10 protein-coding genes are annotated in these 14,977 nt (G+C 66.9%); 3 read left to right on the top strand and 7 right to left on the bottom strand.

What is annotated here, in order from left to right; all coding sequences use genetic code 11:
• Positions 1–134 precede the first annotated feature (134 nt).
• Positions 135–434, top strand: a complete 300-nt coding sequence (locus OG714_RS55225) for a trypco2 family protein (RefSeq protein ID WP_331732504.1) — start codon at positions 135–137, stop codon at positions 432–434.
• A complete protein-coding gene (locus OG714_RS55220) occupies positions 418–4,248 on the top strand; it encodes a serine protease (RefSeq protein ID WP_331732501.1) in 3,831 nt (1,276 codons plus the stop codon). Before OG714_RS55225 ends, OG714_RS55220 begins: the two co-directional genes overlap by 17 nt.
• A 312-nt stretch (positions 4,249–4,560) precedes the next feature.
• Here OG714_RS55220 and OG714_RS55215 read toward each other — a convergent pair whose 3' ends face one another.
• The 7 genes from OG714_RS55215 to OG714_RS55185 form a co-directional block, all read right to left on the bottom strand.
• Positions 4,561–5,004: a hypothetical protein gene (locus tag OG714_RS55215; RefSeq protein WP_331732498.1), complete on the bottom strand. Its 444-nt coding sequence runs from the start codon at positions 5,002–5,004 to the stop codon at positions 4,561–4,563.
• Positions 5,005–5,181: 177 nt separating this feature from the next.
• Positions 5,182–7,083, bottom strand: a complete 1,902-nt coding sequence (locus OG714_RS55210) for a DUF2637 domain-containing protein (protein ID WP_406132311.1) — start codon at positions 7,081–7,083, stop codon at positions 5,182–5,184.
• A gap of 547 nt (positions 7,084–7,630) precedes the next feature.
• On the bottom strand, positions 7,631–8,542 hold the full coding sequence (locus tag OG714_RS55205; RefSeq protein WP_331732494.1) for a ParA family protein: 912 nt from the start codon (positions 8,540–8,542) through the stop codon (positions 7,631–7,633).
• Positions 8,543–8,637: 95 nt separating this feature from the next.
• Complete coding sequence (locus OG714_RS55200) at positions 8,638–10,017, bottom strand: hypothetical protein (RefSeq protein WP_331732492.1); 1,380 nt, start codon at positions 10,015–10,017, stop codon at positions 8,638–8,640.
• 415 nt (positions 10,018–10,432) lie between these two features.
• Positions 10,433–10,789 (bottom strand): hypothetical protein, encoded by a 357-nt coding sequence (locus tag OG714_RS55195; protein ID WP_331732489.1) that lies wholly within the window; start codon positions 10,787–10,789, stop codon positions 10,433–10,435.
• Positions 10,790–10,791: 2 nt separating this feature from the next.
• Positions 10,792–12,918, bottom strand: coding sequence for a CHAT domain-containing protein (locus OG714_RS55190; protein WP_406132328.1), 2,127 nt, complete (start codon positions 12,916–12,918; stop codon positions 10,792–10,794).
• Between the two features lie 272 nt (positions 12,919–13,190).
• Positions 13,191–13,991 carry a hypothetical protein gene (locus OG714_RS55185; RefSeq protein WP_331732482.1) on the bottom strand — a complete coding sequence of 267 codons (801 nt, stop codon included), beginning with the start codon at positions 13,989–13,991 and terminating at the stop codon, positions 13,191–13,193.
• A gap of 171 nt (positions 13,992–14,162) precedes the next feature.
• On the opposite strand from OG714_RS55185, the gene OG714_RS55180 reads away from it, so the two are divergent.
• A complete protein-coding gene (locus OG714_RS55180) occupies positions 14,163–14,912 on the top strand; it encodes an abortive infection system antitoxin AbiGi family protein (RefSeq protein ID WP_331732479.1) in 750 nt (249 codons plus the stop codon).
• Positions 14,913–14,977 lie beyond the last annotated feature (65 nt).

The following is a 14,977-nucleotide window of genomic DNA, read 5'->3' as shown; positions in this document are numbered from 1 at the left end:
TACGGGGCAGTCTCCTCATGACGAGATTGTGGTGGCCGCACTTCGGCCGGGCGGATTAGGCCGACTCATGGGTTCTCGCCCATGAGAAGCCCTAAAGTCCCACCGTGAGAGTGTCTGCACCCAACGGAGGAACCGTGATCGAGCTGGCCGAAGTGATCCGGGAACTCCGGTCGGAGCTGGACCAGGCGATCATGGACGCTGGCGGGCAGAACTTGCGCTTCGAGGTTGGACCGATCGAGCTTGAGGTCACCGTGGCGATCAGCCGGGAGGCGTCAGCCGGCGGCAAGGTCAAGTTCTGGGTGATAGAGGCGGACGGCCAGGGCAGGGCCGGCAGCTCCACCACTCAGTTGATCCGGCTGACCCTGGAGCCGAAGCTGGTGTCCACGGGCCGCCGCCCCGAGGTGTCCGGGCAGACTGGTGACCAGGAGCGCTGAAGGGCTCGACGTCACTCGGGCGGTGGAGGTCATCGTCGAGTCGGCCCAGGGTCCGGGCCGACGGGGATCCGGCTACCGGATCACGGGCAGTACCGTCCTGACCGCCTCCCATGTGGTCAGCGGAGCGGTGCAGGTGCGGGTGCGCTGCAATGCCGACACCTCTGAGGAGTGGACGCAGGACGCGCGAGTTCTCGGCCAGGACGGAGACCTTGCCGTCCTGGCCGTCGGCCGGCCCGACGAGCTCACCCCCGTCCGCTACGGCCGTGTTCCCGAGCGGGATGCCGTGCTCGCCTGCACAGGTCTCGGTTTCCCCAGGTTCAAGTTCCGTGGCGACGCGTCGTCGGGTACTTACCGGGACCTGTGCCATCTGGTCGGCTCCGCGCCGGTGCTGTCGAACCGGCGCAGCGGAACTCTGGAGATCACGGTTTCGAGCCCACCGGATCCCGATCCCGACCCGGCGTACTCGGCCTGGGAGGGCATGTCGGGAGCACCGGTCTTCGCAGCGGGCCGCCTCATCGCCGTCGTCACCGCGAATCACGCCTTGGAAGGCGCGGGCAGGCTGGAGGCACACCGCATCGACGCCCTGTACCGCTCCGGTGCCGACGAGTTCCGTGACGCCCTCGGGCTGCCGCCCCTGTGCGAGGACCTCCCGGACGTCCTGCCGCCGGTGACCCGGTCCCTGGAACTGGAAATGCACCAGGCCGAGGTCGCGTCCATCGCGCCCCTCCGCCTGTTCGGCCGGGACGCCGAACTGGCAGAACTCACGGAGTTCTGCTCGGGCACGGACCCTTATCTGTGGTGGCAGGCGGGCCCCTGGGCAGGCAAGACAGCGCTGGTCTCGTCCTTCTCGGTCGCCCCACCGGACGGCGTGAGGGTCGTGTCGTTCTTCATCACCGCCCGGCTCGCCGGGCAGGCGGACGCCGCCGCCTTCAGTTCCTCGGTGATCAGGCAGCTGTCGGAGATCGCGGAGCGGCCCCTTCCACTCGGTGCGGGCGGCCCCGGCCTGCTCGCACTGCTGCTCACCGAGGCGGCCGGGCGATGCGCCGGGCGCGGTGAACGCCTCGTCCTGGTCGTCGACGGTCTCGACGAGGACCAGGGAGCCAGACCGAGTGTCGCCGCACTGCTGCCGCGCCGCCCACCGGACAACCTGCGCGTCCTGGTCACCAGCCGCCACCACCCCGGCCTGCCCGACGACGTGCCGGGTGACCACCCCCTGCGCAGCTGCCGGATCCGCCCTCTTAAGCCCTCCGCCTACGCCCAGGACCTGGAGCTCAGGGCTCGGGCCGAACTGAACGACCTGGTCCGATCCGGACCTGACGGCAGCGAGGTCGTTGCCCTGTTCACCGCGAGCGGCGGCGGCCTCACCTCCGCCGACCTGGCCGAGCTCACCGAACGCCGCTACTACGAGGTCGTCTGGGACCTCGACAGTGTCTTCGGCCGCGCCTTCACCGATCGTAGAATCGCCGACGACCAGGTCTTCCTGTTCGCCCACGAGACCCTCCGGGATACAGCGGAGCAGTTCCTCGGCCCTGAACTACCCGCCTACCGCGACCGCCTGTACGCCTGGGCGCTGCGTTACCGGGACCTCGGCTGGCCCGACGGCACCCCGCGCTACCTCCTGGAGCCGTACGCCCGCATGCTCGCGGAACGCGCGGAAGCCGATCGCCTGGCGGAACTGGCCCTGGACTGGCGTCGGCACGATCGCATGCTCGCCCGCTTCCGCACGGACAGTGCCGCGCTTGGCGAGACCGACGCCGCAAGGGAACTCCTCGCCGGGGCACCGGATCTGACGCGCCCGGCGCTCCTGGCGCTCGAACGTAATCGGTTGGCCGACCGCAGTACGAAGGTCCCGAACGAACTGGCCGCCGTATGGGCGCGGCTCGGATACCTCGGCCACGCCGCCGAGCTGAGCGAGTTCCTCTACGACGAGCCACTCGCGGAGTACGGCCTGGCGCTGGTCGAGGCCGGGCACTACGACGACGCCGCAGAGGTGGCCCGGCAGCACCCCGGGTACGACCAACTCGCAGTGTGGGCCGCGTTGCTCAGGCGTGCAGTGGCGGAAGACCCGGACCAGGTGGGAGCGTTGACGGCCGGAGCGCTGGCGACGATGGAGGCCATGCCGACCTACAGCGCCACCCTGGAGCTGTTGATCGACCTGCTGGACATCCTCAGGCCATTTCCCGCGAACGCCACGCTGATCGTCGAGAAGGTCCCGGCTCTGGTGGACGACTCCGAGCCGAGCTTGCCCGAGACGGTTATGGAGCACCTACAGGTCTCGCTCGCCATGGCACCGAACAACGCCGAACGGGCCCTACTGATCATCTACGACGCTCTGCGTGCCTTCGGTACGTTGTCCGAAGTCGGCCGAATCAGCTTCTCCGGCGTGATGGTCTGCGGGCTGCTGAGGACGGCCGCCGTGGTGGGTCCGGCGTGGACGGAGGAGCGCCTCGGGGCCGAGATCGACAGCGTTCTGGAGGCCAGCCGGGGAGCTCGGCTCATGTACGGGCGGTCTCGCGGGCTGTCCGCGCTGGCCGAGGCCGACGGGTCCCGCGCGGGGGAATGGGCTCAGCGGTACCTCGCCGAGTTCCTCGCGCTGGATGAGCAGGCGGTCACGAACGCGGGCTGGGATTTCGACCTCGACATCATCTACGGATGGCGCGAACTGCTTTCCGTCCTCACTCGCACGGGCCGTCAGAAGGAGGTCCGCGCATTGCTTCGGCACCCTCTCCTCCCGCTCCGGCCTCGAGTGGAGGCATGCTGCGCACTGGTCCGCCACGCCCGCGACGGTGCCGACGAGAGGCACAACCTGCTCCTTGAAGCCGCGGAGTGGGCAAGGCGGTCGGCGGAGGGCCCGGATCTGCTGGCGCAGATGGCGGCGGCCTCGGTCGATGTCGACCGGACCCTCGCCGTCGAACTGGCGACGGAGGCGGAACAGAGGGCACGTGAGCATCCGCACTACGACACTTGGGAGAAGACGAAGGAGTGCCTCGCCCGCGCGCTGGTGCGGCTGGGCCGCCCGGACGCGGTCGAAGACGTGTACCGGGCAGGCGGGATGCCCGCGTCGCTGCGAGCCGATATGGCGCTGGCCCATGCCCGGACGGCACCGGAGGACACACTGCGCCTGCTCAGCGGTGTCGACGACCGGGCCAGGTGGCGAGGTCCGGACGGCCAGCCTCTCCAAAAGATCAGCATCGAAGATCTGGCCAAGGCGTCGGCGGCTCTGGAGGAACTTGCTCCCGACCGCGCCCGCATCCTGGTCGAGCGGGCGATTGCCCGCGTCCGCGGCCGGACCAACGCCGACAAGCGCTGGAAGGGACTGTTCGACGTACTGACCCATGCGGCGCCGAACCGGGCCGAGCGTGTCCTTGGCGACTTCGCTGAGGACCTGCGTGCCACGGACGACTGGCCGCCCCTGAGGCAGTACGGGCTGGCACGGGCCCTGCTCCACCTCGACCAGCGACGCGCCGCGCGACTCGTCGGCCAGGTGCCGCACACGGACCGAGAAGAGCTCCAGTCGGTCGACCGGATCGCCGTACTGGCCGTGACCGCGCCCGACCTCGCCGTCGAGCCGGTGGAGCGCATGTTCGGTGAGGACTACCCCTTGTTGATGGACGAGCTGGCCGAGGCGCTGATCGGTGACCCAAAGTGTCCGGGGAATCCGGCGCTGAGGCCACTTGCCCGTCGCTGCGTCAGAGTGGCTCTCACCGAGACCCACTGGGAGACCGCGCTGCCACCGCTGGCCGTACTGGAACCGGAGGCGGTCTTGGCTGTATACGAGCGTATGCGGGATCTGGGCGTCGTCGGGGCAAGCTGAGCGGCCGTCCCTGGAGTTCAGGACCAGATGACGGACGACGACCTCGGGCCGTCGGCTTCTACGGGCAGATAACCAAGCGTCTTGCATCGCTGCCGCTAGTCGGCTCACACGCTGTTGCAAGCCGGCCCAGCGGGATCCACTGATCGTCAGTAAAGAACCGCCGCCGCCACTGCCAACTGCACGCCGATTCCACCGTTTCGGCAGGAGCCTCTGCCCACGATTCCGCGGACCTTGCAACGCAAGGCCCTGTAGCCATTGCGCGGGCGCGCGTGGTCGGGATGTCCTCCCGGGGTGCGGCCGCGGAGCGCGACGCTACGTGCGGGGGGGGGTGATATCCCGTGTCGCGTACGCGAGGAGCTCATCCACGGCGGCGTGGTTCGATGCGGGCGGCCGGATCCGCCAGGTCGCGAGCGTGTCCCGCACCGTCTGCGCAACTGTGTGCCCGTGCTGGGCCAGTTCGTCGTCCAGCGGGTTCACTCCCCCGTCCTGTCCGCGGCCGGTGACGACGACGGTCCCGTGGAGCGGGTATAGAGGCGTCCCACGCCAGGCGCTCGCCAGGGCCCACGCGGCGAGGTTCGCGTCGAGCCCGATCACCCGGCCGCTGCCGTGAAGGTGCAGAACGGCCCTCCGGTGGTACACGCCCTGGTCGACTGCATCGGGTGATCCCACATGGTCCCGGATCGCCGATTGCGCATCGGATTCCGGGAGGTTGATGTCCGTGACGGTGGCGTCCGGGTCGATGCGCAGTGCTCGCATGGATCTTCCTCTTCGGGTCAGGAACGGGAGTGAGGAGCGTCCCGGCATCTGCGGCGCAGGGTCTGCGCAATGATCTACCTGTCTGCGCAATGCATGCCTGACCTGGCGTTTCTGCTGATTGCGCAGGTTGGCGGGGTTGACCGGATGCCTCATGCGCAAGCGGTGCGCACCTGCTGGCTACTGCTGCGCTTCGACGTGATGCCGGGCGAGGGCCTGCCCGCGTCGGTCGAAATCGTCGACCGACGCGGTGACGTATTCGGCGGTGACGGGCTTGTTGTACTGGCCGGTGATTCCGCGGACTGCGCACTCCTGCGCAACGGCGCCGGCGTCCGGATTGTCGTTGCGCATCCGGTGCTCGGCCCAGACGTTGTAGACGCGGAACGGCAGAAGATAGCGGCGCAAGGTGGCCGGGCTGACCGGTTTCCCACCACGCCCATGCATGCCCTGCGCTGCGAGATGGACGGACAGTTGCTCGTCAGTCGGTTCGTCACCGTGCTCGGTCTGGAACTGACTCCACGCCAGGTAGTAGCGGTCAACCGTAGTGAGGACAGCGCGCTCCCCCGCTGAACTCTCCAGTCCCGTCGTCGAGTGATCGTCGATCGAGGCGCTCACCCCAGGGCTACGCCCTTCCTTGGCGGCCTGAGTTCCCGCACCGGCGAACGCCTCCTCAGGGGCCTCCTCCCGGGCGAGGGGCGCTTCAGCGACCGGCTCGCCGGGATTGCCGGCTTCCCCGACAGACGGCTCGGCGGCGGCCTCACGCTCCTGGAAGCTCACGACGAAAGCCGCCAGGTCGTCGCCCGTGATGGGCCGACCGCCGTCTCCCGTGATCGCGTCCCGCTCATAGAGATACGCCGCGAGAGCAGCAGCATCCGGGTAGGTGCCGTACTCCTCCGCATAAGCGCTCCAGGCGCTGTAGAAGTAGTCGTACCACTGGTCCGCCGGTTGGCCGGTCGCCTGCAGCTCATCGGCCGCGACGGGCTCCTCAGCTCGCACCCCGTAGCGCTCTTGGAGGACCAGAAGCAGAGGCTGCACCTGCTCTTCCGAGAGCGGGCCTCCGACCCCGGTGGTGATGCCGTAAGCGTCGCGGAGCCAGAGGGCCCACTGCGCGGAAGTCGGCTCGACCTGGAACTGCGTGATGAATGCCTGGTAGGCCTCAGCGAACGGCTCAGCGTCCTCCCCGACGGATCCCACTGGCTCACCGGCCTGCCGGGGCGCCGGGACGCGAGCTTGCACCTGATCCGCGCTCCCCAGTTCCTCTGCCTCCGGCTCTTGGTCCGGCATCTCCTCGACTGCGGAGTCTTCGGGCTGAGCGGGGGCGGAGACCCGTTCAACGGTGAAGAGGATCGGAAGTTCAGCGATGCCGGCGGCTGCGAGACCGGCGGGCGCGGTCTCGGCGAGGGGAATGCCGTAGCGGGCCAAGCGCAACGGCATCAGTGCCTCGACGGGCGCCTTGCGGCGCCAGGCCTTCCCGAACCGGGAGCGGAGGCTGGTCTGGTAGACGAGTCGCTCCTGTTCGAGCTTGATGACCTGCTCGTAGGAGCGCAGCTCCCACAGCTTCATCCTTCGCCACAGCAGGAATGTCGGTACGGGCGAGAGGAGCCAGCGGGTGAGGCGGACGCCCTCCATGTGCTTGTCCGCGGTGATGTCCGCGATCCGGCCGATCGCGTGGCGGGCGGCTTCGACGGCGACGATGAACAGCACGGGGATGACAGCGTGCATGCCGACGCCGAGCGGATCGGGCCACGCACTAGCGCCGTTGAAGGCCACTGTCCCGGCAGTCAGGAGCCACGCGGTCTGGCGCAGGAGCGGGAAGGGGATGCGGATCCAGGTGAGCAGCAGGTCCAGGGCGAGGAGGACGCAGATGCCAGCGTCGATGCCGATCGGGAAGACGTACGCGAAGTTCCCGAAGCCCTTTTGGAGAGCGAGTTCCCGCACGGCGACGTAGGACCCGGCGAAGCCGATCCCGGCGATGATGACGGCGCCAGCGACGACCACGCCAATGAGGATCCGGTGTACCCGCGTCAACTGGATCCGGCTTTCCCGGGTTGGCTGCGGTACCTCGCCGCTCCCCCTGTTCACGTCCCACTCCCCTAGTTCGAGCCTCACAACTGAGCAACTCTCACACTCCCACGATGCAGCTGGGGTTGCTGCGGTTCAGATGTCGCCAACTGCAGATCGTCAGCGAAAAGTGATCGCCTGCACAGGTGCTCTCGACGTCGGCCGCCGTGACGACCGCCTAGGCGTGTTTGATGTGCAGACGGGCTGCCCATCGTTCCAGTGCGCAACCGAGCGTGCCTGACCCGTTGATCCTTCTTGGAACTTACGTCTCAGAACGGTGTTCCGTGGTTGGCGAGGCGTGAGGCCGACGCTGAGGGCTGAAACTTGAGTTGGGACGCGCACTCCCCCAAGCGGCCTCAGCTCCGCACATTGGTACAGGACAGGCTCATCCTCCCTCTGGCCCCGATCAGTCCGTTCGCCGCAACGAAGGTCCGTAGCGGGTCCCGCTCCGGCGCTTGAGAATCGCTGGGATGCAGACGGTGTCCCTACGAGGAGTCGAGACAGCGACGCGGCGCCCACCCCGCACTCGGGTCAGGCGCCGCTGCGCAGTATTCCGTCGGAATACTCTTCATCGCTTCCGTGTGGAGTTGAGGCGTTGGATGCCGAGGTTATCTGCGACGGCGGCGATGTCCTGAAGTGCCTCGTTGCGGGGATCGAGGAATCGCAGTGGGCGCTGGGTCACGATGGTGTCCTTGAAGCGCTGCTTGCGCCGGATGATGGGCAACAGCTTGCCATCCCAGTCCGGGTTGCCCCGGATGGCTTTGATGGCGTCGTCCGCGACGGCTCCGCCGCTGCGCCGAATCTTGCCTTCGGCGTCCATGGGGATGTTCGTGGCAAGGATGTGCTGGACCTCGGTCTTGAAGCCGAAGCGGCGGAACTTACGAGCTCCCTTGGCCAGGGTCTCTTCGAGGTCTTGCAGGCCGATGATGTACTTGAACTCGTCCGCGACGCATCCGATGACCTCAGGACCGACCATGGCGATCGACAGCAGAAGGATCCCAAGTGTCGGACCACAGTCGAAGAACATGATGTTCCAGCGTCCTTTGGGCATCTGCTCGTCCAGGACGTTCTGCAGCCACAGCACACCGGCCGGGTCGAGACCGAGGTTGACTTCCGCATCCGCCATCTCCGGCGTGCCGAGGATCAGGTCGAGGTTGGGGATGCGGCGGAACGCGCTGTCCTCTTCGCCTTCCCCGATGCGATAGCGGGCCGGTACGACGGCTTCCTCAAGACGGTGATTTCCCTGCAGAACATCGAAGATGGTCGGCTGGCCCTCGGGGGGGTCTTGGTAGCCGAGGATGTGGGATGCGGTGCGCTGCGGGTCGAAGTCGGCAACGGCTACGGAGTGCCCTCGTCCGGCCGCTTCGACGGCGAGGTTGACGACGTCTTGGGTCTTGCCGGCGCCACCGGCGATGACAGTGCAGGCGAAGATACGGCACTCGCCGTCTTCGGGCGCGATCGAGGTCTTCGAGGTTGGCAACGATTCTCCTGAGGGGTCGTGCTGGGGCGCCTCATATTCCGTCGGAATACCGCTGGCGCTGTGGTGACGATATTCCGACGGAATACGGGCGTGCCTCAGATGCCGCCGAGGCGGTCCAGTTCCCAGTCGCTGGGCTGATAGTTGACGGCGGACTTGAGGTGCGCGACGTAGTCGCGGTCCTGTGCGTCCCAGGACCGTTTGTCGTCGGCGGCTCGCTGCTCGGCCGTCGCGAGAGCTACGGCCAGGGCCACGTGAGCCGTTAGCTTCACGTCGCCGGATGCGGACACCTCGGTGAAGTACCTATCCGGCCTCTCCACGTCCGGTCCGACGGGCTTGGCCGTTGACCGCAACCACTCGTGAGCCATCTCGCGCGCGGTCTTACTCGGGGCAACGAGAAGGGCGGGGGCCAGAAGACGCAGAGTCTCCCGGGGATTAGCCGGGACACCCAACGCCACGACCGTGCGGCACGCTTGCTCCCGCAGCTGTGCGGCTTCGGCCCGCGGATCGGGCTCTGGTTCGGTCTGCACCTCCGGCTCGGTCCGCTCAGTCTCCTGATCAACGGCGGATTCTTCAGGACCGGCAGGGGTGGCCTCGGTCGGACCGGCATCCGATACCGAGGCTGCCACGGGTGCTGTCTCGTCCGGGGAGTGCGTCTGCTGCTGTGGGACCGGGGGAGCCGGCTTCGCCTTCGGCTTGGCCTCAGAGGGTGTGGGGGCCGGGGGTGCGAGAACCCTGGCCGCAGCGAAGGCGGCCTTCAAGCCCTCTTCCTTCATCACTCGCCAGGCCTGCACTTGCTGGTCCGGAGTGGTGAGCCTGTCGAGCAGGACCTCCGCTTCACCGACGGCGAGGCCGTCCATGACGGCCTGCTGTACCTCGGTGGGGAGTTTCAGGAGCTTGACCCGACGCGAGATATGCGGCTGCCTGCATGCGGTCTGGGCGGCAACCTCTGCCTGGGTCAGCCCGTCGTCGAGTGCGCCTTGGAAGCCCAGGGCCTCTTCGATCGGGTTGAGTGGGATCCGCCGCATGTTCTCCGGCAGACCGAGGAGCCGCGCCCTGGGAATCTTGGAGTTGGTGACCTTGCAGGGTGCGGTGTCCTTGCCGACACGGATCAGGGCGAGTTTCCTGTTGTGCCCGATCAGGGTGACGTAGTCGCCTGCGGGAACCGATCCGAGCTTGTCTTCCAGCTCTTCCAGCTTCTCCGGCTGTGTCTCGGCGAGGCGGCCGCGCCAGTAGTCGAGGAATCCCTCTACTTCAGCAACCGACAGGTCCTGCAAGACGCCGTCTTCTGCCCTGATCGACTCAGCGAGGTCGTCGATGTCCTCGTCGCGGTAGACGAGGCGGGGGTTGAAAGGATTGGGGTGTAGTTGCCCGAGGGGGATGTCGATGACCTCATTGGCATCGGGGTCATCCCAGATACTTCGGGTTTTCTTCCTCTTGCCGAAGGTCATCGTGGGCCCGGAGGCTCCAGCGGCCATGTGGGGTGCTCCTGAGACGAAAGGGTACTAACTGGAGGTGACCCTAGCGGTCTTGGTGTCTGCCCTTCGCCAACGGGGCGGTATTCCGTCGGAATATCCGAGCCTTCACGGACATCGTTTCATCCACTTTCGCGGCTATCACGCCGGTGCGTCCTCGGTGATCCAGCGTCAGACGGCGCTCGTTGGTGGCGGGCTGATATTCCGTCGGAATACTGGATCCGGTGATCCCTCCCTGCGGCGAGACCGTCAGGCGGCAGCCCTGCCTCGGTGTGCCCGCTCAGTGTCAGCCGATCCGATGGCCGCCGAGTGCGCAGATTCAGGTGCCATCGAGCTTACGACGTTCGGTAAGACGCCGGGCCCCGGGATGCCTTACTGCACAGCGATCAAAGGCCGTGGGCGGCACTGGCTCTCCAGTTCAACGCTGCGGGCCTGCGGGCGCAGCTGGGTCGCGCCCCGATCCGGGTGCCGAGCCACCGCTGCCGAGGTCCCTGCCGCCCATGACGGTGGCAGTCTTGGCCTTGCCGTTCAGCGCCAGGAAGAGCCCGAAAAATGCGGCCAGCCCGGTGAGCAGTCCGATTGCGTACCAGCCGAACGTGTCACCCTGCTGAGGGTCGAAGAGTCCAGTCACCGCAGCACCGCCCACGGCGCCGACGACCGCCGTGAGATCCGAGACAGCCGCCTTCTCCGTGCGGATCAGAGTGCGATAAGTGATGTATCCGATCGCGACGCCGAAACAGCAGGCGCCGACGGACATGACAACGTGCGAGGCCACGTTCACTCCTGGGTGGTTGGTGGTGGTCGCAGGACCAGGTTGGCGAGGCAGTAGGCGGTGTAGGCCAGGCCCATGACGTTTCCGCGCCGGAGCATGGTCCAGCGGACACTGTGGAGTGCGGCGGTGACGGTTTCGCCGTTTAGGAGACGGGCGAAGAGTTCCTCCATGGCCCAGCCGGCCAATCCCTGCTCGATAGCGACTTCGGTGCCCAGGACGCCCGAGGCACCGGCCCAGCCGGTAAAGACGGGGACGAAGCTGTTGAGGGTCCCGCTGGTCGTCTCGGCGGTGTGGCATCCGTTGAGCACGACCAATGGACGGCGGCGTCGCCAGCGCAGTGCGTCCGTTGCAGAGCTGCGTGCCCACCGAGTGATGTCCACGGGTTTGACGGTGTAGCCGCCGAAGTCGAGGTAGCGGTCGGCGGCGGCCAGCGGGCTGCGGCGGTCGTATCCGCAGTGGCAGTAGAAGTAGACGACGTCCATGGCCTCCGGCGTCAGTGCGGAAACCAATTCCTCTTCCGTGGCGATCGCCGGCTGGTGGAGCATGCAGGCGGGTGGCCCTTCACGGAGTCTTCCCACGTGTGTGTTGGTGAGGTCCTGGTCGAGGGTTCCTCCGACCGCAGCGAGAACGGCGACGCTGTCGGTGCCGTCGTAGACGACCGTGCCGAGGTCTCCTTGGACCATCGGCGGCTGTTCCAGCAGGCAGGAGAGTCCCCAGAACCCGTAGGGGCAGAGGACGTCGTCGGGGTGGGCGTCTTCGTAGGGACACACCGGTGGTATCGGACCGGTGTGATCGCCTTCCGGTCCGAACTTCCGCACTGACGGGCACGGTTGGTAGCGGGTGGGATCTCCGCCGATCGGAAGGTCGTAGACGGCCGACCAGAGCATGGCGATCTCATCGGACTTGTCCATGATCTGCAGCGTCGGGGGCCTGTCGCGGATGCGGGCCTCGTGACGGAGTAGCGCCGGCAGAGTGAAAGCAGTGTCGCCGGTTCGTGGCGGGCTGAACAACCGTACATAGAGTTCGGTTCCCTCCCGGGCCAGGCGCCGCAGATCGCGTTCGTACTCAGCGTGGCTCTTGGCGAATGTCTGGTCATAGCAGGACCGGAGGCGCGTGCCTCTCAGCGGCCACCGCCTGACCACCTCGAAATGGCTTTCAAACAACGCGGTGCGGCCATTGAGCGCCGAGGTATCTGCTGCACCAGCTCCGATCACGAACGGGCTGTCGAGGAAGCCGACACCGTTGACGACCACCCGCTGCGTCCGCGGCAGCATCACCACAGACGCGGTGCGCTCGGCCAGCTTGCCGAGATCCGTGAATGAACTGGTCAGCTTCCTGACGACCGACGCGCGCGGATGACCGGGCCGGTCGACCGGAAGCACGACTTGCACGACCACTACCGCAGCCGCTTCGTAGTAGACGACCAGCTCGCCGCGGATGCGACCGGAGAGATCAGGGGTGCGGAATGGGAAACGTACCCACGGCCGTGGCGAACACGTCTCCTTGTGCGGCAGACCGGGCTCGCAGTCACACGTAAAACTCTCGCCTCGCGAAGGCAGGTAGAACGGCGCCGTTGCTGAGACTTGCTGGCCCTCGATGAGGAGCGCTGCGCGCAGCCAGAAGCCCTCGTCGGGGAGCAGTTCGGCCGGCCAGCGTGCCTCAGCGGCCTGCACGATGCTGGCAGTGTGACGGCGGCCGATGCTCAGGAGGAGTTCGTAGTCCGTGGACAGGCCCAGCCGTCCGACCGATTCCGTTTCGCCGGGCAGCGCGACGAAGATGTTGACATAGGTATCTCCGCCATCCGTTGAAACAGATCCGTCGAAGCGGCTCTCCTCCAGGAGCAGCTCGATTGCTTCTTGATCCGAGTCCGAACCACCGGGCAAAGCAATCCGTACCTCGCTCGGGAGTTCAAGTCTCCGCATCTGAAGGCTCGGTGCCCAGACTCCAGTGACGACGAGAAGGGTCCGGACTGCGGAACCGGAGCCGACTAACGCCCCGGCCACGAGCAAGCCGTCGATCACGTCGAACTGGCCCTGCGCGAGGCGCCAACTCCCATAGACCAAACAGGCGGGGCCAAGGAGGGCACCGACAGCAACGACGAGCAATCTCCAATTGCGCCACCACGCTGTCATCACGTCACCGATGATGACCGGCGCAGCGGCCAGGGGTGCCCGCCGTGTCCGTTCTGTGACTCTCGCGTCGCTGTGTGCTAGGTCGGGAGGTCCCCTCAGAGCTCTCTCGTGGCCCTTCGGTGTGTCCGTCCGCCGGCCGGTTCACCGCAGGACCGCTTCAGCTCCAGCCGGCACGACGCAGGGGCAGGAGTGCGTACGCCGGGCTGGACGGCGACCGCCTCCCCGGAGTGCGTCCAGGATCGGGCGGGACTCTGGTGAGACTGTCGCCTGTCTCACTGGGGGAGGAGTTCGACCGCTGCCGCATAGGCGAGTTGAGCGTCGACGGTGGTCGCTGCTGGCCGCGCCGTTGTTCGCTCGACCTGCCGCAGCGCACGGACCGTCGCCTGGACGTAGGTTTCGAGACTGACGAACTGGGTGGGGGTCTGGCAGGGGAGTACGGCATCGATCTGGTCCAGCCAGTAGGTGACGTTCTCCTCGTTGTCGAGGCCGGAACGGTGATCGAGGAGGCGCTGGGCGACGGGCGCGAGGACTCGGTGCCGACGTTCTGCCTCAGCCTGGGCGCGGTGCTCGGCGGCAACTCGTGCAGATGCCGCACGCTCGGCCTCCAGGACTGCTTCGGGTGTGCGGCGCAGGGCCCGTCCGCCGGTGTCAGGGTCAACGAGGAGTGCAGCCCGCATGCGTACGGCCTTGTTGTACGCCGCGCTCGGGGCGTTGACGGCCATCGCCGGAGCCAGGTCCGCCCACTCCACACCTGCGGCGCGCGCATGGGCGATGGCCTTCGCCTGGTGGACGTCGGTCTGCTCTCGTACGTACTCCCAGAGCTTCACGCGGTAGACCGCGGCTTCCCGTTGTGCGCTTTCGGTCTTCAGGGCGCCAGCGTGCGCTTCGAGGTAGAGAAGAGCTTGGTACACCTCGTCGTCGGCCGCCATCTGGTCGAGGTCCGGGTCCTCGGCTGCCGCATGGAGGCGGCGCAACTCGCTGATGGTGGCGGCAGCATTGAAACTCCCGATCCGCATGGGTGCTTTGAGCAGCGGCTTTGTAGGTGGAGTCGGTTTCCGGGAGGGACGTGCCATGGAAGCAGTCTGCCTTCCCCGGTTGATTCACAGTCTGTGAATCCAACAGTCAGCGACGTTCCCGCAGTCGATGTGGCCAGGCGCCAAACCTGGCCAGTCGCCGGAGAGTTGGCCAGACTCGCTGCGTTGTCACTGGTCACCCCGTCACGGCATCTTCCAGGAGAGACATCCATGCCATCGATCGAGGCCCTGCTCCATCGGCGCACCGACTTGTCCGCCTTCGTGGTCCACTTCACTCGTGCCACCGCGGGCGACACCGCCAGCGACAACCTAAAGGCGATCTTGAGAGATCGCTCGATCGAGGCCCGCAACGTCTTCGGTATGGCACGCGACCTTGCCGCGAAGCACGAGGCCGTAGCAGACACTCAGCGGACCGTCTGCTTCACCGAGACGCCGCTCGAACATGCGTGGATGATGTGCGAGCAGATCCCCAACCGCACCATGAAGTTCAACGGCTACGGCCTGGCCTTCACCCGCACCTTCGTGCGGCGTAGGGGCGCCAACCCTGTGTGGTACCTCGACATGACGCCCGGTCACGACTTTCTGACCAACCCGATCGACAACATGGTCGATGAGGTCCTGAGAATCGCCGGCGATTCGTCCGAGGGAGGAGTGGAGGCGGCAGCGAAGGCAGACATCCTGCGTTTGACCCCTTTCATCGAAACAATGGGCAAGCCGCGAGAGACCCGCAAGGAGTTCTGGTGGGAGCGGGAGTGGCGCCACGTCAGCGACTTCGACTTCGACTTCGAGGACCTGGTCGTGGTCTTCGCGCCGGAGAAGGAGCACGACGAGTTCGAGGATCACCTGGGGGAGTTGAAGAAGAGGGGGAGGCTACCCAAGTTGGTCGATGCCAGCTGGGGTCTGGAGCGGATGATCGCCGCGCTCGCCAGAGTCTCCGAGCCCGGTCCATTCCCGCGGTAGCGCGAATCTGGCCAACTCCCTTACTCGCCGGGCGACTGACGTTCTGGGAGACGCCGGTGCGGTCC

The sequence above is a fragment of the Streptomyces sp. NBC_00989 genome, from assembly GCF_045162655.1.
Lineage (GTDB): Bacteria > Actinomycetota > Actinomycetes > Streptomycetales > Streptomycetaceae > Streptomyces.
This window is presented reverse-complemented; position numbering and strand designations above follow the sequence as displayed.

Coding starts and splice junctions, on each gene's coding strand:
- OG714_RS55200 (WP_331732492.1), bottom strand. CDS start 10,017: ATGGCCGCTGGAGCCTCCGGGCCCACGATGACCTTCGGCAAGAGGAAG.
- OG714_RS55185 (WP_331732482.1), bottom strand. CDS start 13,991: ATGGCACGTCCCTCCCGGAAACCGACTCCACCTACAAAGCCGCTGCTC.
- OG714_RS55190 (WP_406132328.1), bottom strand. CDS start 12,918: ATGACAGCGTGGTGGCGCAATTGGAGATTGCTCGTCGTTGCTGTCGGT.
- OG714_RS55180 (WP_331732479.1), top strand. CDS start 14,163: ATGCCATCGATCGAGGCCCTGCTCCATCGGCGCACCGACTTGTCCGCC.
- OG714_RS55215 (WP_331732498.1), bottom strand. CDS start 5,004: ATGCGAGCACTGCGCATCGACCCGGACGCCACCGTCACGGACATCAAC.